Raw genomic sequence first — 17,470 nt, 5'->3', positions numbered from 1 at the left:
GACAGACCCCCGCGCGCTTTTCAAAGCCTGGCTCTCGCCGTGATTCAGGCGGCTTCGCTGTCGGCCTTCTTCAGCTCGCGCTTTACCTTGAGGGCGCGCGAGGAAAGCTTGTCGTCGCTGGTCTTCAGCAGCCAGTTGTCCAGCCCGCCGTTGTGCTCCACCGAACGCAGGCCCGCGGTCGAGACGCGGAACTTGAAGCTGCGGTCCAGCTTTTCGCTGATCAGCGTGACGTTCTGCAGGTTGGGCAGGAAGACGCGCTTGGTCTTGTTGTTGGCGTGGCTGACATTGTGGCCGATCTGGCGGCCCTTGCCGGTAAGTTCGCAGATGCGCGACATGGCGAATTCTCTCGCTTGAAACGGTTTCGGTTACAGCTTTCGGGCTGGGAAAGGCGGGCGCATACAGGGGGGGTGGAGATTCGTCAAGCTTCGCGGTAGCGCGGGAGAATGGCAAAATGGGCCACACCCGATCCGATGAAGCGTGCCCTGCAGCTGGCGCAGGAGGCGGCAGCGCAAGGCGAAGTGCCCGTGGGGGCCGTGCTCGTCAAGGATGGAAACGTCGTGGGCGAAGGCCACAACCTGACACGCACATGCAGCGATCCTACCGCGCATGCCGAGATGGTGGCGATTCGCAAGGCGGCGGAGGCCCTGGGCGACGAGCGCCTGACCGGCTGCGACCTCTATGTGACGCTGGAGCCCTGCCCGATGTGCGCCGGCGCCATCAGCCACGCCCGGATTGCCCGGCTCTACTACGGCGCGAGCGACCCCAAGGGCGGTGCGGTGGAACACGGCGCTCGCGTGTTCCAGCAGGTGCAGTGCCTGCACAGGCCGGAGGTCTATTCCGGACTGGGCGAGAGCGAGTCGGCCGGGTTGTTGCGCAGCTTCTTTGCCCGGCGGCGCTAGAGCCCCCGCCAGATCCGCACTTCCTCGTCATTCCCCGGACCGAAGCGTCTCGTATCGCAGGCGGTGGGCATGAAATCCGTATCGTAGCAGAGCCGCATCTCGCGCAGCCAGCCGCGTTCGTTGACGACCAGCCCCACGTCCTCGGCATCCCAGTAGGGGTTTGCATCGGCAAAGGTCTCGCGGACCATCCCGGCGGTCAGGCCGTCGCGGCGGGAGAGGTGGTCGAAGTCGGGCCAGCGCAGCGAGTTCCAGAGGATGCGGGAGACGCGCAGGTAAGCGTCCGGATCGCGCGTCATGCAGGTGCCGTGCTTGGCCCATTCGTGCGCGATCAGGGCGGCATCGGGCGTCATGCACATCGACCGGCGCAATTCGCTTGCGCTGGGCTGGCGGCGCGTGGGGCACCATTGCGGCCACTGGCTGCCGCGCCCTTCCGGCCAGAGCCCGTGAACGATGAAGGCAAAGCGCCCCTCCCGCCCGCTGCACTGGCGCGCATGACGAGGCTCGTCATCGCGGAAGCGGCAGAACTCAGGGCTCCAGCTAAGGGCGAGAGTGTATCCGGTGACGCGGCTCTGGCGCACGGGGCCATCGCGCTCGACCTGCGGAAGGGAAACGGCCCCTTGCGGCACGCGGCACTGATAGGCCTGCGCGATTGCGGGCGCGGGCAGCAACGCCAAGGCTGCGACGCCAAGAAAGGCTTCACGTAAAGGCATCAGCCTCTCCCCTTCCCTTGCGGGCGAACCAGGCACGCGCTTGCGGCGTATAGAGCAGGGCAACCGCAGCAAGGCCGCACAGCAGGCTCGCGAGCCAGGCGAAAGCGAGCGGTTGCGCGCCCAGCGCGTTGTCGAGCGCGCCGGGTAGCCGGATGAGGCGGGCAAGCGCGAAGATCGTCAGCATCACCTGCGCGAAGCGGCTGGCGCGAAACCACACCAGCGCGACCGGAATCGCGACGATGGTCAGACGCGCGCTCGCCAGCACGATGATCGTGTCGGAATCGAATACGAAGCGCGGATAGCGCGCGGAGAAATAGCCGATCTGCTGGCCGATATCGGCCAGTGTCGCAGCGAATGCGATCAGGCCTTCCATCGCGAACAGCACCGCGAAGCCGCGAATGGCGGCGGGGCGGGGCGGCCTTGCCCAGCTCACAACGGCGTGAAATCCAGTCCGATATCGGCGGCGGGCGCGCTTTGCGTGAGGCGGCCTACCGAAACGTAGTCCACCCCGCTTGCCGCCTTGGCCCTGATCGTCTCCAGCGTGATGCCTCCGCTCGCCTCGGTTCTTGCGCGACCGGCGATGATCTTCACCGCTTCGCGCAGCGTCTCCGGGTCCATGTTGTCGAGCAGGATGTGGTTCGCACCCGCCTCCAGAGCGGGTTCGATCTGGTCCAGCCGGTCCACTTCGCAGATGATGTCCTGCACGCCTGCATCGCGCGCGCGGCGCACGGCCTCGCCCACGTTGCCGGCGACGAGGATGTGGTTGTCCTTGATCATGGCCGCGTCCCACAGCCCCATGCGGTGATTGCTCCCCCCGCCCATGCGCACGGCATATTTCTCGATGTGCCTGAGACCAGGGATGGTCTTGCGGGTATCGAGCAGGGTGCAATCAGGGTTGTCCATCGCATCGACATAGCGGCGCACCAGCGTGGCGACGCCCGAGAGGTGCTGCACGGTATTCAAGGCGCTGCGCTCTGCAGTCAGCATGGCCCGGGCATTGCCGGAGAGCCGCATCAGGTCGGTGCCGGGCTGCACCTGCGCGCCCTCCTCCACCAGCACGTCGATCTGCATGTCCGGATCGAGATGGCGGAAGAAGGCGACGGCGATCGGCAGGCCCGCGACTGTAATGGCATCGCGGCTGTCCATCACCCCCTGGAACCGCGCGTCGGCGGGAATCACGCTGTTGGCGGTAACGTCGATGCCGCCGCCGGGAAGCCCTTCACCGAGGTCTTCGGCAAGGGTCTCACGGACGAACGCGTGAAGGTCGAAGCCTTCGATCTTGAATTCGGTCATCACTCACCCCTGCATCGGTCGCGCAGCGACCGCAAGGGCGAACGCCGGCCTGCAAACTAATGCACGAACCTCGCCACGACGTCGCGATAGGAGCGCGAGACCTTCACCTCGGCGCCCGAGTCCAGCACCAGGAAGCACTCGCCGTTGGTGTGCGGCTTCACCTGCCGCACCTGGTCGAGGTTGACGATGGTGGAGCGGTGGACGCGCTGGAAGTTCTTCGGGTCCAGCCGGCGTTCCAGATCCTTCATCGTTTCGCGCAGGATCAGCGAATTGTCGCCGGTGTAGATGCACATGTAGTCGCCGGCGGCCTCGATATGCTCGATGGTGTCGACGTCCACGCGGAAGATCTGTCCGCGGTCCTTCACGTTGATCATCTTCTCGTAACGGCCGGTCGCCTCGCCGTCGTCGGAGATCTCTTCCAGGCTTTCGGGGCTGACTTCGGCGAGCACGTCCTTCAGCTTCTCGGCCTCCTGCGCGCTGGCCTTCTCGGCCATGCGCTGGCGCACGCGTTCGATGGTGTCGGCCAGCTTGTCCTCGTCCACCGGCTTCATCAGGTAGTTCACGGCATTGGCCTCGAAAGCGCGAATGGCGTGTTCCTGGAAGGCGGTTACGAAGACGAACAGCGGCGGATCGACGTCCATCACGCCTTTCACCACGGAAAACCCGTCGAACCCCGGCATCTGGATGTCGAGAAACACGAGATCGGGCTTCTGCGTCTTGATCGCGCGAATGGCCTCGCGGCCGTTGGCGCAGGTTTCGATGACCTCGATATCGTTGAACGGTTCGAGGCGCACCTGAAGGCCCTGGATGGCCAGTTTCTCGTCATCGACGAGGATAGTACGGATGCTCATGCGTTGGCTCCGGTTCGGGGGGCTGGGACGGTCTGGCCGTCACTTTCGGATGGATTCGATACCGACGGACTCTGCGTCCTCGCGCCTGAAACGGACGAGGGGCGCGTAAGTTTCGCCAGCTTGCGGGGATCGTCCTCGAGTTCCCCTTCTTCGTAGGGCAGCTCGATGATGACGGTAAAACCGCCGTCGGGCGGTGTTTCGATCTCGAAACGATGGTTCTCGCCATAGGCCTGCGCCAGGCGATCGCGGATATTGGCAAGGCCGACACCGGTGGAGGAGGGGGTGGCGGCCAGCGTCTCGGCGTTGCGCTGGGTGCCTTGCAGGCCTGGGCCGGTATCCGAAACGATCAGGCGCAGCATGTTGCCGATCACCTGTGCCGACAGGTTGATGCGCGCGCCTTCTTCCTGCGCGGAAACGCCGTACTTGATCGCGTTCTCGATCAGGGGCTGCAGCAGGAATGAGGGGATGCAGCCACGCGCCGCCTTGTCGTCCACGCGGAAATCGGTGCGCAGGCGCTCCTCGAAGCGCATGCGCTCGATATCGAGGTAGAGCTTCAGCGTCTCCACCTCCTGCGCCACGGTCACCTTGCCGCCGGGCTGGTTCACCAGCGTATGGCGCAGGAAGCTGGAAAGGCGGGTGAGCATGGCGTTGGCGGGCCGCGTCTCGCCCAGCAGCACCAGCGTCGAGATCGAGTTCAGCGTATTGAACAGGAAGTGCGGATTGAGCTGATAGCGCAGCATGGCAAGCTGGGCGCTGGTGGCCTGCGTTTCCAGCCGTTCCAACCGGTCGGCCTGCTGTTCCACCTGCAGGAAGAAGTTGATGGCGTAGTAAAGCGCCGACCATGCGCCGAGCAGGGTCATGTCGATGTAGAACACGCCCAGCATCAGCTGCGCGAAACTCGCCTCGCTGCCGCCCTGGTAGACGTCGATCGTCCACGCGTTGATGAAGGCGGAAACACCGACGGCGATCGCCAGGGTGACGGCAGTAGCGGTCCAGGTGACCAGCGGGCTGCGGTTGATGAGGTTGGAATAGACAACCGACAGCACGGTGCTGATCGAGAAGCCGGCAATCGCGGCGATCATCACCACGATGAGGAAGTCTGCCGGTCGCTCGTTGGCGATGGAGGTTGCCGCGCGCAGGATCACCGCGCCGCCCCAGCCCAGCAGCTGCAGACGCCAGAACGCGCGGTTCTTGTCCGCGAAGAATGGCGTGGGACTGATGGGCAGCATCGACATGCCACCTATTCTAGTATCGTTGTCGCCGCTTTGCAGCGGGCGGGCCGCGGGATTTTCCTCCCGCTCCAGGCGGCCTGCCTCAGGAATCGCGCGCCTCGGCGATTGCGGCCCCCAGCGCCTCGGGACCTACCGCACCGGAAAGCAACTGGTCACCCACTACCCAGGCCGGGGTTCCGCCGACGCCCATGTTCTGCGCCAGGAAGAGATTGTTCTGCAGATGACCTTCGAACTGGCCGGATTCGATCGCGCTTCTTGCCCGCTGAAGATCGACGCCAGCCTGCTGCGCGGCAGCCTCGATGTTCTCGGGAGAGAGGCTTTCGGCCGCGAACATCGCATCGTGAAATGCCGCGTAACGGCCCTGCTGCGCGGCGGCGAGAGCCATGCGCGCGGCCTCGGCGCTGGCCTCTGAAAGGATGGGATATTCGCGAATCACCACCTTCAGGTCCGGATTGGCGGCGACGAGCTGGTTCACGTGATCGACGCTCATGCGGCAGTATCCGCAGGCGTAATCGGTGAATTCCACCAGCGTGACTTCACCATCCGGGTTACCCAGCACGGCCCCGGGAAAGGGTGTCTCGAGCTCCGAGCGCAGCGGCTCGATCCGCGCAACCATCTCTCGGCGCTGCAATTCCTGGATCGCTTCCGGCAGAATTTCCGGATTGGCCATCAGTGCCTCGCGCGTGCGATCGGGACCGAGGCCCGAAAAGTCCCACGCGGCGGCTCCGGCGAAACCGGCGACAAGGGCGATAACTGAGGTGACAATCCAGCGCATGTAAGATGCCTAGTTGCGATCCCGCTGGCGTTCAAGCAGCCCGCGTGCCTGCAGGGCCACGTCCTGCGCGCGAATCCAGTCCGGCGAACCGGTGGGAAGGCCCCCTTCGGCCGCCTGCGCATTGACCAGCGCGGCCTGGTAATTGCCCTGCATGATCTGCTGTTCGGCACTGGCAAGGCGGGCGCGCGGAATGTCTCCGCGCTGGCCGTAGACGACTCCCAACTGATACCAGGCGAAGGGGTTCTCCCGGTCGCGCCCGACGGCTGCACGCAGGACCTGTTCGGCCTCGTCGAAATACTCGGGGTCTTCGGTGGCAATCAGCGCGTGACCCAGGGTGGAAGCGATCAGCGGATTGGAGCCCGTCATCTCGGTTGCCTCGCGCAGGGCCGGGATCGCCTCGCCAACACGGCCCGATTCCAGCAGGATCTGGCCCTTCAGCTCGAGGAAATAGGGATCGTCGGGGTCCATCGCGATCAGCGCGTCCACCTCTTCCAGCGCCTCGTCCACCTTGGCCTGCTGGTGGAAGGCGTAGGCGCGAGCGTAGCGTGCAGGCGCGCCCGTCATGTAGACGGGAAATGCGTTCAAGGTCCTCTCCGGCGGAGCGAGGTAGCCGTACAGCTTGGCCTTGGCGCGCTGGAAACGCTCCTCGAGATCGGCGGTGGGCAGGGGCGAGGACCTGCACTCGCCTGGCTCGCGCTGGATTGTCTCCGCGCCCGGAGTGGACGGGATGTGCTCCATGCTGGCCACGAGATCGGCCGGCGGCCCATCTCGGTCGGCCCTGATGGCCAATTCGTCTTCCAGCCGGGAAATGCGATCGCCCGTCAGCGGATGGGTCCGGGCATAGCCGGCATCTGAATCCTGCGGGACATTGTAGCGATATTCGAGGTTCTGAAGCTTGCCGAAGAATGCGATCAGGCCCGCCCCGTCGATCCCCGCGCACTCGAGATAGTCCACGCTGGCCGCATCGGCACTGGCTTCCTGCACACGGCTGAAGGCGAGGAAACTGCCCATGGCGGCCTGCTGCCCGGCGGCGAGCACGCCCATTGCCGCCTCACCCCCGCCCGCCAGCGCAGCGCCCACGGCAAGCAGCGTCGACAGCAGGGTGATGCGGCTCGCATTGCCCGCGCCTTCGGAAAACCTGTTGATGTGGCCGCCGGTGATGTGGCCCAGTTCGTGCGCGAGCACGCCCTGCACCTCGTTGGCGCTGTCTGCGGCATTGATGAGGCCCGAATGCACGTAGATGCGCTGCCCCCCGGCAACGAACGCATTGATCGAGCTGTCGTTCAGCAGCACGATTTCCACCGCGCCTTCGCCGAGCCCGGCCGCTTCGGCCAGCGGATCGACCATGTCCTGCAGCAAGGCCTCGGTCTCGGCGTCGCGCAGTACGCTCACGCCCTGCGCCGCCGCCGGTTGCACGGTAACGGCGAGCATGGCCAGCACGGCCAGCAGGCGAACGACGAGGGTCTTCAGCATAGCCATGATCTACAGGTGCCCAGCCTAGCGGCTTGCACCATGAACCGGAACTGAAGAATTACGCGGTCTCCGAAGCCGGGCCGGGCTCTTCGGCAGGGCTCCCGGCATCCTCGACCTTTTCGACCGTCTTGACGATCTGCTCGGTTTCGCCGCCCGGCGTGAAGCCGAGGGTGCGCAGGAAATCGAGGCCGGCGTCGTAGCTGTCGCCCAGCCATATCGGCACGCCGGCGTCCCGTATCGCACTACAGGCGGCCTCTTCCTCCGGCGAGAAGGTGTGCCCCGAAACCGTGCGCAGAAACACGGCGGCGACGCGATCCGGGTACATGTCCACCGCGCGGGCGAACGCGGGAAGATCGCCCTGGGTATCGTCGCCGATCATGGCGAAGCGAAGGTCCGGATACATGCCCAGGATGCCGTCTATCGCGGCATCCTTGTGTGCGCCGTGGCTGGACTTGCCCAGCGTCCGCCGGTTGAATCCCCAGTCGCGCAATTTGAGCGGGCCGAGTGGAAGCCCCTGAAGCCGCTGGTAAGCGACGAGGTAGGAAAACAGGTTCCACGGGCTCGATGAGATGTAGAAGAACGGTCGCTTGGTGGCCGGAATGCGCGAGGCAGGGCGGTGTTCGCCGCGCTCGAGCACGCCGCCCGCCAGCTGTCCGTAGAATGCGTCGGCACCGGGGACCGGCACGCGCTCGTGCGGCAGCTGCGCGAAGACGCGTTTCCAGTTGCGCATCACGCTGCGCAGCCCGCCGGTGATGCCGGTTTCGATGATGGTGTCGTCGATGTCGGAGATTACCGCCAGTCTGCTGTCCCTGCCCGGTGCCAGGATGTGCACGTCCTCGACCTGGGGGCCCTCGATGTTGACCCAGCGAATCCGGCCGAGTTCCCACGCCGGGTGTTCGGGCAGATCCCAGTGGGGGTCGAGCGCGACGTCGAAATGGACATAGCCTTCGTCGTTCGTGTGCCCCTCGTGCTCCAGGATCTTGCCGCCGTCGCCTTCCAGCTCCAGCGTCACCGGGATGCTCGCCATCTCGTGGCTGACGAACTGCGTGACCATCGTCTTCACTGCACGCAGGCGAGAGCGTTGGTCGAAACCCGGCGGCTTTGCGCGGAGCGCGCGGGCGGAGAGCACCAGCCGGTCGCGTGAGCGATGGCCGAAATAGGGCTGGACGCGAAGGGGGTGCCGGGCAAGCAGGGGCATGGCCGCCTCCGCTACCCAAATTCCCTGCCGATGCCCACCCCCCGCGGTGGGGGGTGGGATCGCCAGTCGTCAGTCCAGCAGTTCGCGCGCGGCCTTCTCGATAAGCGCGGCGTTGGCGGGCACTTCGCCCAGCACCAGCACTTCGCCGGTTTCCGAACGACGGATCATCACCAGGCCGAATTCCTCGCCTTCGCCGCCGAGCGATTCAAGCCGGCGCGGTTCCATGGCGCGCAGCTTGCGCACGACGGATTTCTTCGGTCCGCGGGGCTTGGGTGCGGCGGGCTTGCCATCCTGTTCGCGGCGGTAGGCACGCTCTGCGGCAATCACGCCCTTCAGGCCGCCTTCGGCCGTCTTGAGATGGTCGCCCAGCGCGCCGCGCTCCACCCCGGTGCGCCTGGCCCAGGAAAGGACCGCGGCGTATTCGGTGAGGCGGGTCTTGTCGTAGTCCACGCCGAAGACCAGCTTCACCACCGGAGTCATCGGAGCGCGCTCCTGCATGGTCAGGCCGGAATCGGACAGCAGTTCCGCGAAGTCCTCCGGCGCATCGAGCGCGGCGACGGCAAAGTCGTAGGCGCGCGATACGGCTTCGTAGAGCGAGGAGCGCGTGCGTTCCTCGCTGTTCTGGGCGGTCTGGGCCATTTCGCGGGCAGCGGCGAGCCAGTCGGCAAGCTCCATGTCCGCCGGATCGGCGGGGGCATCGGCGCCCTGTCCGAATGCGGGCTCCGGAATATCGACCCTGGAGGCTGCCGGCACGGAGGGGCCGTCGGCCCAGTCGACCATCTCGTCCTGCACCTGGCGGCGCGGTTCCTCGAGAACGACATCGTCTCCGTCCAGATCGACAGCCTGATCCATTTCCAGCAGCAGTTCGTCGGAAACGCCGGAATCCGCCATCTCCTTCCAGTTTATGACGCCGTAGATGAAGTCGATGCTCTCGTCGTCGCTGGAGAAGGGCAGCAGGATGCCGCGATAGAGGATGGTAGCGCCGCGCTGGTTCACGAACTCGGCCTCGAAACCGATCGGAGCCTGGTTGGCGATGATCTGCATGTAATGGTCGGTGATGCGGCTCAGCAGCGAGCGTGCTGGAACGTCGGTAAGCTGGCTGATGTCGGTTTCGCTGGTATCACATTCCTCGGCCAGGCGGTGGCCCAGATAGGCGACTTCAGGATTTTCCAGTCCGCGCGAGAAATCCAGCAGCACGCTGTTGGGGCCGAAGTCGGGCAGGGCATCGGGATCGAGATCCTCGATGGCGGGAAAATTGCGCTCGTCCAGCAGGCTGGCCCAGAAATTGTAGGCCCGCACCTGCATGCGGCGCTCGTCCGTGCCGATGGCGGGCGGCGGCGAATCGTCCACCGTGCTGTCGTGCTCGTCCTCCGGTGCATCGAAGCCCGGGCCGAGATCAGCCGTGTCGAGAGCCCCGAAATTGCCGCGCAAAGTGTCCATGCCGAAATCGCCTTCCCTTTAGTCTTTCTAGCAAAGACACCTTTGGCGATTTTTGGTAAAAATTGTGTGAAGTTGCGCCGGACTTACGCGCGCGTTCCGGCCCAATCCCTATTGATTACAGCATGTAGCGCATGCGGATCGTCTGCCGCATTGACGTCGCGCCGACACTGATGGCCGCGTCGGTGAAGGCCGGCGGGCCCATGCTGACGGGCGCGTCGTTGGAAAATCCGAAGCCCTCGCGCGGCATCATGCCCAGCACGCGGTCTGCGCGGCCGTTGTCGTTCTCGTCGTGCAGCAGGGCGATGGCATAGGTGCCCGGTGTCACGCCATCGAACCGCAGTGTGGCCGCCTGCCCGGCAGGAACGACCACGCGATAGCCCTGCGAGGAATCCTGGCAACGCGGGAACCGATTCGCGTCGCGGGTCATGCAGGCGCGCACCACGCCGTCATGGTTTCGCAGGTTGGTTACCTCGATGGTCACCTGAGCGCCGCGCGCGGCACCGGGTTGCGCGGCAGGCTGCGCCGCCGGAGCGCCCAGAACGGTGGCGGCAAGGAGAATTAAGAGGGCTTTGCCAGCCCGCGATCGGTGTTGCACAAGCGATCCCAAAATCTGAAGTAGAGGCCATAGTTGCAGCGGTATTCGTCATGGTGCCGCTGGTGATGGCTGGCTGTTATCAGCCAATTCCCTACGCGGGAATGAACGAGCCAGCGCGGAAACATCTCCCAGCCCATGTGATTGGTGACACCCATCACCGTCATGATCGCCAGCACAAGCCCCAGAACGGCGATATGCACGGGGATCAGGAAGACAAGCACCGGGATCACCACGGCGCCGGTCAGCGCCTCGATCGGGTGGAAGCTCATCGCCGCCCATGCCGTGGGCGGACGGCTGGCATGATGGACCGCGTGTGCCAGGCGGAACCACTTCGGCCGGTGCAACAGACGGTGGGTCCAGTAGAACCAGGTGTCGTGGGCGAACAGGTAGAGGAACAGCGAAAGCGGAAGGTACCACAGCGGCCAGGCGGCGAAATCGGTGTAGATCAGCGTCCAGCCATGCTCCTGCCAGCCCCAGGCGACGATGCCGGCGGGAACGCCGTAGATCGCTGCGGAGGCCAGCGACCAGCCGATTTCCTTGCGGATCTGCGGGTTCAGCCCGTCATAGAGGCCCGGGCGCACGCGGCTGGTGGCAAAGGCAAAGCCGCCACTCGTCACCAGGTAGCGCACGGCGACGATGGCCGTCATGGCCACGGCGGACAGGATGATGGCGGCAAGCATTTGCCGCGCTTATGCCAACTGCCGCCGCAATGGACCAGCGCATTCGCCAGCCGGTGTGTTCATCGCGGCGACCGGGTCACCCCGCCAGGTCCGCGCCCCAGGTGTTGCAGTGCGGGTCTGCTGCCACCAGCAACCGGCGCAGCGCCGTGCGGGCAAGGCGTTCCATCTCCACGCGGCGGCGTGCGGCGGCCAGCGGGTGACTGGGGGCGGGGCGCACGATTTCCGCATCGTATTCGTCGGCCACGATCACGCCGCAGCACTCGGGCTTGAAATCGGGTCCGTCGAGGCAGGCGCGGTCCAGTTCCGGCGGCAGGCCCCAGTAGAACCGGTCGCAGAAATCGAGGTAGTCGGGCCACTTGCCATCGCCCAGCAGGTCTCCGCGCGCGGTCTTCACTTCCACGATTACGATCTTGCCCTTGGCGTCCACGCCCATCAGGTCTGCCCGGCGGCCGTTGCGCAGCGGCATTTCAGGCAGCGCCCACACGTTGTTGCGCGCGAACAGGCGCGAGATGCCGCGGCACACGGCGCGCGAACGCAAGGTGATGGGATCGTCCCCAGTATCGTTCCGGGAAGGGGATGCGGTCGGGTGGATCAGCGAATCGGCCATGCCCGGAAACTGGAACGAAAAGCGAACACGGTCAAGCGCGCTATGCGCTTCTTGGCGACTCCGCTTCGCGAACCGGCGGCAGCAGGGCGAGAAGCGCGGAGCGGCCTGCCGCGAACTCGCGCCACAGGGCCTGCGCGGCCGGCCTGCAGTCCGTTCCGCGCGCGTTGATTGCCAGCAGGGCGGATATGCCCGGTTCCATCACTGCGGCGAGATCCGCGCACCCGTTGTCCGCCAGATCCTGCCGCCACGGCTCGCTGCCGCGAATCAGGGAGGGAAAGTCGCGGATTGCTGCGCTGGGGCGCTCGGCCTCCAGCCCCGCCAGCATGGCCACGACCTGGCCCGCTTCCATCAGGGCCTTCCAGCGCATGGCGATGTTGCTGGCATCGACGAGGCGACGAGCGCGGGATGTCGACGACGCGAACTCTGGCGTGGGTGCATTCATGCCCGCGCCGTAGCGCAGGGCGGGTTGCCATCCGGTTAGCGGGCTAGTCCTCCACGGGCGGGCCGAAGGGATCGCCTTCCTCTTCCAGCCCCAGATCGACGTTGGCGCCGTTCTCGTCGTCCACCAGCCGGTTGTTCTCGTTGCACACGTATTCGCGGATTTCCCAGTCCGGCTGGCGCGAATAGGCCAGCGTCTGCACGAACGGCTCTGCCAGGACCTGCGGATCGGTGATGGTGGTCTCCAGCCACAGCGTCCCTTCCTGATCGAGCCAGAAATGTTCGTGGATGCGCATCTCGTCGGACGGAGTGACGCCCGCCATGAAGGTGACGTAGGGGTTGAAGCCCACGGTGTTCACCACCAGCCGGTCCCCTTCCCAGAAACCCACCGAGGTGCCGTTGAACAGCGGATCGGGATCTTCGGGCAGGTCGCGATCCGGATCGACATAGATGCGCCGCGCCTGCGAATAGGTCTCGGCAAAGATCGTCACCCGGCCCGGGGAATAGAGAAATTCGATCGGATAGGGCTGGCGCATGATGCCGGGCATACCGGGCGGGATGCAGTTGACCTGCAGGAACTGGTCCACCCCTTCGCGTTCCTGCTGTTCGAGGAAAGCGTCGTAGGCGGCCTGGGCCTCGGGAGTGAGAACCGGGTTGGCGGGCACTCGCCCGTTGCGCCCGAACAGGATCGACCAGTCGGGGTTCCACACGCCGGTGAAGTCGGGCCAGCCGGTCACCTGGGCATATTGATCGGCGCGCGGCGGAGTAAATCCTTCGTCCTGCGCGGTAACCGGCAGCGGCCCGGCGCACACCGCCAGAATTGCCGCAATTCCACCAAGTCTTGCCTGCCAGTTCTTCGTCATGTCCCTCACCCGTCATGATTGTCTTTGCCCAATGATTGGTGCGGTTTGCCGGGGCAAGTCAAGCTGCGGGTTGATTTTGTCCGGTCTCTGCTGGCATTATGTGGCGAAACACCGGCCGGGCCTTTTGCACCGTTCCGATAATTTCCGGAGAGCGATGACATGACAACCTTTTCGATCCGCCGCATGGGGCTTGCCGCCGGTTCCGCACTTGCCGTGCTGGCCGGGATGAGCGTGCCGGGTTCCGCGCACCATTCCACCGCCATGTTCGAGTGGGGATCGGAATCGCGCATCGCCGACATGACGGTGGAGCGCTGGGTTTGGACCAATCCCCACACCTTCATCTACGCGCGGGATGAACAGGGGCGCCGCTGGGCGTTCGAGGGCATGAGCCCCAATCACCTGAGCCGCGCAGGCTGGTCGCGCCGCACGCTCGCACCGGGCGAGACCATCACCGTCGGCTACTACCCGCTGCGCGACGGCCGCCGCGGCGGCTTCAACGTGCGCGTGTTCAAGGAAGACGGCACGGAGATGCTGCAGCTCCCCAGCGCGATGTGATCGCGGCGGCCAAGCACGATTGCGCTTGGCTCTTGCCCATGCCATTGCTACGGCGCGCGCCGCTGCCCATTGGTGGCAACTGGCACCCGTAGCTCAGCTGGATAGAGCGCTGCCCTCCGAAGGCAGAGGCCACAGGTTCGAATCCTGTCGGGTGCGCCAGCTCTCGAAATGCAACGGGATCAGGGCAACTTAAAGACGCTCACCACTCATTGTGCGACACACTGCTGGCGGGACGAGTTCCAGCGGTTTGCCGATTTGCTGGGCGCACCAGCGACCGAGGGCGAAGTGATCTGCAGACCCGACAGATTGGCGGTGGACGGGCCATTCCATCATGGGGTCTGTTCCGTGGCGCGAAGATCGGCTGAAAAGCATCATCAAGGATGGCCGATTTCGGCGTTGTAAAACCTGACGAAACAAAAATAATCCGTTTACGAGTACGGCAGTAATGTCCGGGCTATATGATGCACGGCCCAACCGACATGTGGAACGACGATAACGCCATCTATGACGATGGCGAGTGGATCACTTGGACCGAGATCAACTCGCATCTCGAACGTTTGGAGTTCGAAGCCCGGTTCCCCGACCTCGATGTCGACCTGGTGCCGATTTTCCAAGACCTGCTCGCCGTGGCGATCGATTATCACGAACTCACCGGCAGCCACCTACAGGTCTATGGCGACCTTGGCGAACTCTATGGTGCGATCACCCATGGGCTCAAACTGCATCGCAATTACGCGCAAGGATCGGATGGCAAGATCGGCAATCACTTCGTCGAGGTGAAGACCATAACCCCGTTCAAAGCCAAGGACACTGTCACACTCAACCTCAAGCGCAACTTCAGCAAGGTTTTGATCGTGAAGATCGACGCCGACTTCGAAGTGCGAAGCAAGCTGATCGACCGCAAGGCTCTGCGCAAGGAGAAGGGCGACAAACTCACACTCAACTGGGCGGACTTCGCAACCGAAAGTGAGGGATCGGCTATCCCGCCGCGTTGGTGATGAGGCTCCTCAACTGATTACCGGCACCGAAGAGCATCTTGTGCCTGTCACGGCAGTAGTCGCCACGGGGCGAGTAGAAGCCGAGGAGCATCCCGTGCCATCAGACGAAGCCAAGCGCTATGACTTCACCAGGCTGAACGACCGGGGGAGGTCCGGTTCCATCGTCAGGTGCTGGATCTTCCACTCGTGTTCAATGCAGAATTCATGCACGGCGTGGATCACCCCGTAAGGAACCCCGGTGTAGGGATTGCCCCGTGTGTAATCGTGCCCCGCGATAATTCCGCCCGGCTTCACTTTCTGCAGGGCGATGGCCAGTTCGGCACGGGTCGTCTCAAGCTGATGATTGCTGTCGATATAGACCCAGTCTAGCCCCTCGGGGACCCGCTCGAAGGCATTGATCGATCGGCCTTCCTCGATTACGACGCGCCCTTCGGCAATTTCGCCCGCGAAGCGCTCCCTGACCTTTCGCAGACCGGCTTCATAGCGGGTTTCGGTCCAGTTATCGACGAGATAGAGCTTCTCGGACTTTGCCAGCAGCTTCTCCGAGAAGTCCCCGAACGCCACCCCTATTTCCGCGCCTGTCCCGTGCGGCAGGGTATCGATCAATGCCTCGCGGTCGGGCAGCAAGGTGGCGTCGCTGATATGCCGAAAGGCGAGGCGGGGAATCGGCGGGCCGGAGTACCAGGGAGTGCGCTTCGGGATTATGCGATGGCCGCTAAACTCGGCCAATTTTCCTAACAGCTTCACTATCACCGACCGTCCCCAGATATTGATGGCTTCACTCGCTACCGTCGGAGAAGTTTAGATTAACGCAACCGCCTGCCCAAAATGCTCCCCAGCAAAAGTGCTTCGCTTGCGATTCTGCACCCGCGCCCATGGCCGTGAAGCTGGGCGGGGCGGGGCAAGACGAAAGTGACCCGGTAAGCCGGCTGGTGCGCATGACCTTTGCCGACATGTTCCGTTTCAACCTGCGCGACGTCATCTCCAATGTCGGCGGGTTGCTGATCGGCGCGGTGGAGACGACTTCCCACTGCGTGGTGAACGCATTGGAATACCTGTTGGAAGGTCCGGACCTGCTCGCAAGGGCGCAGGCGGCCGCGCGGAAGGACGATCCGCAGGGCTTCGATGGTTACGTGTTCGAGGCGCTGCGTTTTCGTCCGGCGTTTCCCTACTACTTCCGCACCGTGAAGCGAGACACGCCGATGGCCGGCCATGTGCTGCGCGAGGGGACCACGGTGCTGGCCGTGACCCATTCCGCGATGTTCGACGCCGATGGCTTCCCGGATCCCGAACGCTTCGACCCCGACCGCGATTTCTCCGACACCTTCACTTTCGGGCAGGGCGTTCATTCCTGCCTCGGTCGCCACGTGGCGCAGGTGATGGTGCCGGAAATCGCGCGGCAGGTGTTGCGGCTGGATGGGCTGAAACCCGTGTCTTCGCCCGATTATCGCGGCGGGCGGGTGCCCGAAGGCTGGCAGGTGCGCTGGCGGGGCTAGAGCGACCAGCCGCCTTCGAGAAACTGCACCGCGCAGCCGGCGAGGAAGGCGCTGCCCTTGGGCATCACGCTTTCGTCCACGATCATGCGGCTGGAATGGAGGCCGCAGCAGCCTTGCCAGTCCGTCCCCTCGGCGGCGACGCCCAGGAAGAACATCGCGCCGGGCACCTTTTCCAGCACGTAGGAGAAGTCCTCCGCCCCCATGGTGGGCGCGGGGCGGGTGGCCCAGGGCTCTTCTCCGCCAAGGCCGCGCGCCACGCTTTCTCCCAGCGCGATGGCGCGGGCGTCGTTGATCGTGGGCGGGAACCCGGGGGTGATGGTGACATCCGCGGTGCAGCGATGCGCCCTGGCGATATTTTCCGCCACTTCGCGCACGGCGTCCTTCATGGCGGCGCGGCGTTCGGGCGAAAGATTGCGCATGGTGCCCAGCAGATAGGCGCTGTCGGGGATGATGTTGTTGCTGGTGCCCGCCTCGATCTTGCCGATGGTGAGCACGCTGGCCTCGGTCGCGGCGAAGCGGCGGGTGATCATCAGTTGCAGGGCCAGCACGATTTCGGCGGCGACCGGCACCGGGTCCACCGTATCCTGCGGCAGGGAGGCATGGCCGCCGCTGCCCTTTACCGTGATCTCCAGCATGTCGGCAGAGGCGAGCATGGCGCCCGCGCGCCCTTCGACCCGGCCATGCGGGGCGTTGGGCCAGATGTGCAGGGCGAAGGCGGCGTCGGGGAGGGGATAGTCGGCCGTGCCGCCGAGCAATCCATCCTCCAGCATGAAGCGCGCACCGTGGAAGCCCTCTTCACCAGGCTGGAACATGAAGCGCACTTCGCCTGCCAGCTCGCTTGCCTGCGCCGCCAGCACGCGCGCCGCGCCGGCCAGCATGGCGGTGTGTGCATCGTGGCCGCAGGCGTGCATGCGGCCGGGTATTGTCGAGGCGAAGTCGAGACCCGTATGCTCGTCCATCGGCAGGGCATCCATATCACCGCGCAGCAGCACGGCGGGGCCGGGCCTGCCACCTTTCAGCACTGCCACCGCGCCGGTGCACGAGGGGCCTTCGTGCCATTCCAGCGGCAGGTCCTTCAGGGCATCCTTGACCTTGGCCAGCGTGCGCGGGGTTTCCAGGCCCAGTTCGGGCTCGGCGTGGATGGCGCGGCGCAGGTTGGTGATGGCATCCTTTTCGGAGCGGGCGGCGTCGAGCAGGGTTTCGGTCAGCATATAGGTCCTCGTGGCCGGATCGGGGCGATTGAAAGACGCCTTGTGCCACCTATTTCAGCGCAGCGCATCCACCAATGCTGTCGGCATTATGTTGCGCGCAAGATACACTGTGCCGCTCCAAGTGTTGCTGAGCGGCATCAACAGGCGCACTATGTT

21 protein-coding genes and 1 tRNA gene are annotated in these 17,470 nt (G+C 64.8%); 5 read left to right on the top strand and 17 right to left on the bottom strand.

Annotated features, from left to right (window positions below; translation table 11 throughout):
• Positions 1–44 precede the first annotated feature (44 nt).
• Complete coding sequence (gene rpmB, locus AAA989_RS06615; protein ID WP_338241966.1) at positions 45–335, bottom strand: 50S ribosomal protein L28; 291 nt, start codon at positions 333–335, stop codon at positions 45–47.
• Positions 336–443: 108 nt separating this feature from the next.
• Here rpmB and AAA989_RS06610 point away from each other — a divergent pair, with 108 nt between their 5' ends.
• Complete coding sequence (locus tag AAA989_RS06610) at positions 444–899, top strand: nucleoside deaminase (protein ID WP_338241965.1); 456 nt, start codon at positions 444–446, stop codon at positions 897–899.
• Here AAA989_RS06610 and AAA989_RS06605 read toward each other — a convergent pair.
• The 14 genes from AAA989_RS06605 to AAA989_RS06540 all read right to left on the bottom strand — a co-directional run bounded on the left by AAA989_RS06605 (position 896) and on the right by AAA989_RS06540 (position 13,054).
• Complete coding sequence (locus tag AAA989_RS06605) at positions 896–1,609, bottom strand: ribonuclease T2 family protein (RefSeq protein WP_338241963.1); 714 nt, start codon at positions 1,607–1,609, stop codon at positions 896–898. The genes AAA989_RS06610 and AAA989_RS06605 overlap by 4 nt on opposite strands.
• On the bottom strand, positions 1,596–2,042 hold the full coding sequence (locus AAA989_RS06600) for a hypothetical protein (protein ID WP_338241962.1): 447 nt from the start codon (positions 2,040–2,042) through the stop codon (positions 1,596–1,598). Before AAA989_RS06600 ends, AAA989_RS06605 begins: the two co-directional genes overlap by 14 nt.
• The gene (gene nadC, locus AAA989_RS06595; RefSeq protein WP_338241961.1) at positions 2,039–2,902 is read right to left on the bottom strand and encodes a carboxylating nicotinate-nucleotide diphosphorylase; all 864 of its coding nucleotides are present in this window, start codon (positions 2,900–2,902) and stop codon (positions 2,039–2,041) included. Before nadC ends, AAA989_RS06600 begins: the two co-directional genes overlap by 4 nt.
• A gap of 56 nt (positions 2,903–2,958) precedes the next feature.
• Positions 2,959–3,753 (bottom strand): LytR/AlgR family response regulator transcription factor, encoded by a 795-nt coding sequence (locus tag AAA989_RS06590; protein WP_338241960.1) that lies wholly within the window; start codon positions 3,751–3,753, stop codon positions 2,959–2,961.
• Positions 3,750–4,988 carry a sensor histidine kinase gene (locus tag AAA989_RS06585; RefSeq protein WP_338241959.1) on the bottom strand — a complete coding sequence of 413 codons (1,239 nt, stop codon included), beginning with the start codon at positions 4,986–4,988 and terminating at the stop codon, positions 3,750–3,752. Before AAA989_RS06585 ends, AAA989_RS06590 begins: the two co-directional genes overlap by 4 nt.
• Before the next feature lie 79 nt (positions 4,989–5,067).
• A complete protein-coding gene (locus AAA989_RS06580; RefSeq protein WP_338241958.1) occupies positions 5,068–5,760 on the bottom strand; it encodes a DsbA family protein in 693 nt (230 codons plus the stop codon).
• A 9-nt stretch (positions 5,761–5,769) separates the two neighbouring features.
• On the bottom strand, positions 5,770–7,239 hold the full coding sequence (locus AAA989_RS06575; RefSeq protein WP_434781429.1) for a M48 family metalloprotease: 1,470 nt from the start codon (positions 7,237–7,239) through the stop codon (positions 5,770–5,772).
• Between the two features lie 52 nt (positions 7,240–7,291).
• On the bottom strand, positions 7,292–8,431 hold the full coding sequence (locus tag AAA989_RS06570; protein ID WP_338241957.1) for a phosphatase domain-containing protein: 1,140 nt from the start codon (positions 8,429–8,431) through the stop codon (positions 7,292–7,294).
• Between the two features lie 69 nt (positions 8,432–8,500).
• The gene (locus tag AAA989_RS06565; RefSeq protein ID WP_338241956.1) at positions 8,501–9,871 is read right to left on the bottom strand and encodes a PAS domain-containing protein; all 1,371 of its coding nucleotides are present in this window, start codon (positions 9,869–9,871) and stop codon (positions 8,501–8,503) included.
• A gap of 115 nt (positions 9,872–9,986) precedes the next feature.
• On the bottom strand, positions 9,987–10,352 hold the full coding sequence (locus tag AAA989_RS06560) for a DUF2141 domain-containing protein (RefSeq protein ID WP_338241955.1): 366 nt from the start codon (positions 10,350–10,352) through the stop codon (positions 9,987–9,989).
• A gap of 77 nt (positions 10,353–10,429) precedes the next feature.
• Positions 10,430–11,146, bottom strand: coding sequence for a sterol desaturase family protein (locus AAA989_RS06555; protein WP_338241954.1), 717 nt, complete (start codon positions 11,144–11,146; stop codon positions 10,430–10,432).
• A gap of 76 nt (positions 11,147–11,222) precedes the next feature.
• On the bottom strand, positions 11,223–11,753 hold the full coding sequence (locus tag AAA989_RS06550) for an MmcB family DNA repair protein (protein WP_338241953.1): 531 nt from the start codon (positions 11,751–11,753) through the stop codon (positions 11,223–11,225).
• A 40-nt stretch (positions 11,754–11,793) separates the two neighbouring features.
• Positions 11,794–12,195, bottom strand: coding sequence for a hypothetical protein (locus tag AAA989_RS06545; protein ID WP_338241952.1), 402 nt, complete (start codon positions 12,193–12,195; stop codon positions 11,794–11,796).
• 43 nt (positions 12,196–12,238) lie between these two features.
• Positions 12,239–13,054 carry a hypothetical protein gene (locus tag AAA989_RS06540; protein ID WP_338241951.1) on the bottom strand — a complete coding sequence of 272 codons (816 nt, stop codon included), beginning with the start codon at positions 13,052–13,054 and terminating at the stop codon, positions 12,239–12,241.
• Positions 13,055–13,213: 159 nt separating this feature from the next.
• Here AAA989_RS06540 and AAA989_RS06535 point away from each other — a divergent pair, with 159 nt between their 5' ends.
• From AAA989_RS06535 to AAA989_RS06525, 3 genes are all read left to right on the top strand, one after another.
• A complete protein-coding gene (locus AAA989_RS06535) occupies positions 13,214–13,609 on the top strand; it encodes a DUF6152 family protein (protein WP_338241949.1) in 396 nt (131 codons plus the stop codon).
• An 82-nt stretch (positions 13,610–13,691) separates the two neighbouring features.
• A tRNA-Arg gene (locus tag AAA989_RS06530) sits at positions 13,692–13,768 on the top strand.
• Between the two features lie 320 nt (positions 13,769–14,088).
• The gene (locus AAA989_RS06525) at positions 14,089–14,607 is read left to right on the top strand and encodes a hypothetical protein (protein WP_338241948.1); all 519 of its coding nucleotides are present in this window, start codon (positions 14,089–14,091) and stop codon (positions 14,605–14,607) included.
• A gap of 117 nt (positions 14,608–14,724) precedes the next feature.
• Here the strand turns inward: AAA989_RS06525 and AAA989_RS06520 are convergent, their stop codons facing one another.
• The gene (locus tag AAA989_RS06520; protein WP_338241946.1) at positions 14,725–15,360 is read right to left on the bottom strand and encodes a class I SAM-dependent methyltransferase; all 636 of its coding nucleotides are present in this window, start codon (positions 15,358–15,360) and stop codon (positions 14,725–14,727) included.
• Between the two features lie 122 nt (positions 15,361–15,482).
• Between AAA989_RS06520 and AAA989_RS06515 the strand changes: the two genes are divergently transcribed.
• A complete protein-coding gene (locus AAA989_RS06515) occupies positions 15,483–16,103 on the top strand; it encodes a cytochrome P450 (RefSeq protein WP_338241944.1) in 621 nt (206 codons plus the stop codon).
• Here AAA989_RS06515 and AAA989_RS06510 read toward each other — a convergent pair.
• Complete coding sequence (locus AAA989_RS06510; protein WP_338241943.1) at positions 16,100–17,314, bottom strand: M20 metallopeptidase family protein; 1,215 nt, start codon at positions 17,312–17,314, stop codon at positions 16,100–16,102. The two genes, AAA989_RS06515 and AAA989_RS06510, sit on opposite strands and share 4 nt — an antisense overlap.
• Positions 17,315–17,470: the final 156 nt, after the last annotated feature.

Source organism: Aurantiacibacter hainanensis, assembly GCF_036321025.1.
GTDB classification, from domain to species: domain Bacteria; phylum Pseudomonadota; class Alphaproteobacteria; order Sphingomonadales; family Sphingomonadaceae; genus Alteraurantiacibacter; species Alteraurantiacibacter hainanensis.
Note: the sequence above shows the minus strand (reverse complement) of the source record. Positions and strands in the feature narration are given on the sequence as shown.

Bases quoted from the DNA above. Each gene is read 5' to 3' on its own strand.
- rpmB (WP_338241966.1), bottom strand. From the start codon at position 335: ATGTCGCGCATCTGCGAACTTACCGGCAAGGGCCGCCAGATCGGCCAC.
- AAA989_RS06610 (WP_338241965.1), top strand. From the start codon at position 444: ATGGCAAAATGGGCCACACCCGATCCGATGAAGCGTGCCCTGCAGCTG.
- AAA989_RS06605 (WP_338241963.1), bottom strand. From the start codon at position 1,609: ATGCCTTTACGTGAAGCCTTTCTTGGCGTCGCAGCCTTGGCGTTGCTG.
- nadC (WP_338241961.1), bottom strand. From the start codon at position 2,902: ATGACCGAATTCAAGATCGAAGGCTTCGACCTTCACGCGTTCGTCCGT.
- AAA989_RS06590 (WP_338241960.1), bottom strand. From the start codon at position 3,753: ATGAGCATCCGTACTATCCTCGTCGATGACGAGAAACTGGCCATCCAG.
- AAA989_RS06585 (WP_338241959.1), bottom strand. From the start codon at position 4,988: ATGTCGATGCTGCCCATCAGTCCCACGCCATTCTTCGCGGACAAGAAC.
- AAA989_RS06580 (WP_338241958.1), bottom strand. From the start codon at position 5,760: ATGCGCTGGATTGTCACCTCAGTTATCGCCCTTGTCGCCGGTTTCGCC.
- AAA989_RS06575 (WP_434781429.1), bottom strand. From the start codon at position 7,239: ATGGCTATGCTGAAGACCCTCGTCGTTCGCCTGCTGGCCGTGCTGGCC.
- AAA989_RS06570 (WP_338241957.1), bottom strand. From the start codon at position 8,431: ATGCCCCTGCTTGCCCGGCACCCCCTTCGCGTCCAGCCCTATTTCGGC.
- AAA989_RS06565 (WP_338241956.1), bottom strand. From the start codon at position 9,871: ATGGACACTTTGCGCGGCAATTTCGGGGCTCTCGACACGGCTGATCTC.
- AAA989_RS06555 (WP_338241954.1), bottom strand. From the start codon at position 11,146: ATGCTTGCCGCCATCATCCTGTCCGCCGTGGCCATGACGGCCATCGTC.
- AAA989_RS06550 (WP_338241953.1), bottom strand. From the start codon at position 11,753: ATGGCCGATTCGCTGATCCACCCGACCGCATCCCCTTCCCGGAACGAT.
- AAA989_RS06545 (WP_338241952.1), bottom strand. From the start codon at position 12,195: ATGAATGCACCCACGCCAGAGTTCGCGTCGTCGACATCCCGCGCTCGT.
- AAA989_RS06540 (WP_338241951.1), bottom strand. From the start codon at position 13,054: ATGACGAAGAACTGGCAGGCAAGACTTGGTGGAATTGCGGCAATTCTG.
- AAA989_RS06535 (WP_338241949.1), top strand. From the start codon at position 13,214: ATGACAACCTTTTCGATCCGCCGCATGGGGCTTGCCGCCGGTTCCGCA.
- AAA989_RS06525 (WP_338241948.1), top strand. From the start codon at position 14,089: ATGTGGAACGACGATAACGCCATCTATGACGATGGCGAGTGGATCACT.
- AAA989_RS06515 (WP_338241944.1), top strand. From the start codon at position 15,483: ATGGCCGTGAAGCTGGGCGGGGCGGGGCAAGACGAAAGTGACCCGGTA.
- AAA989_RS06510 (WP_338241943.1), bottom strand. From the start codon at position 17,314: ATGCTGACCGAAACCCTGCTCGACGCCGCCCGCTCCGAAAAGGATGCC.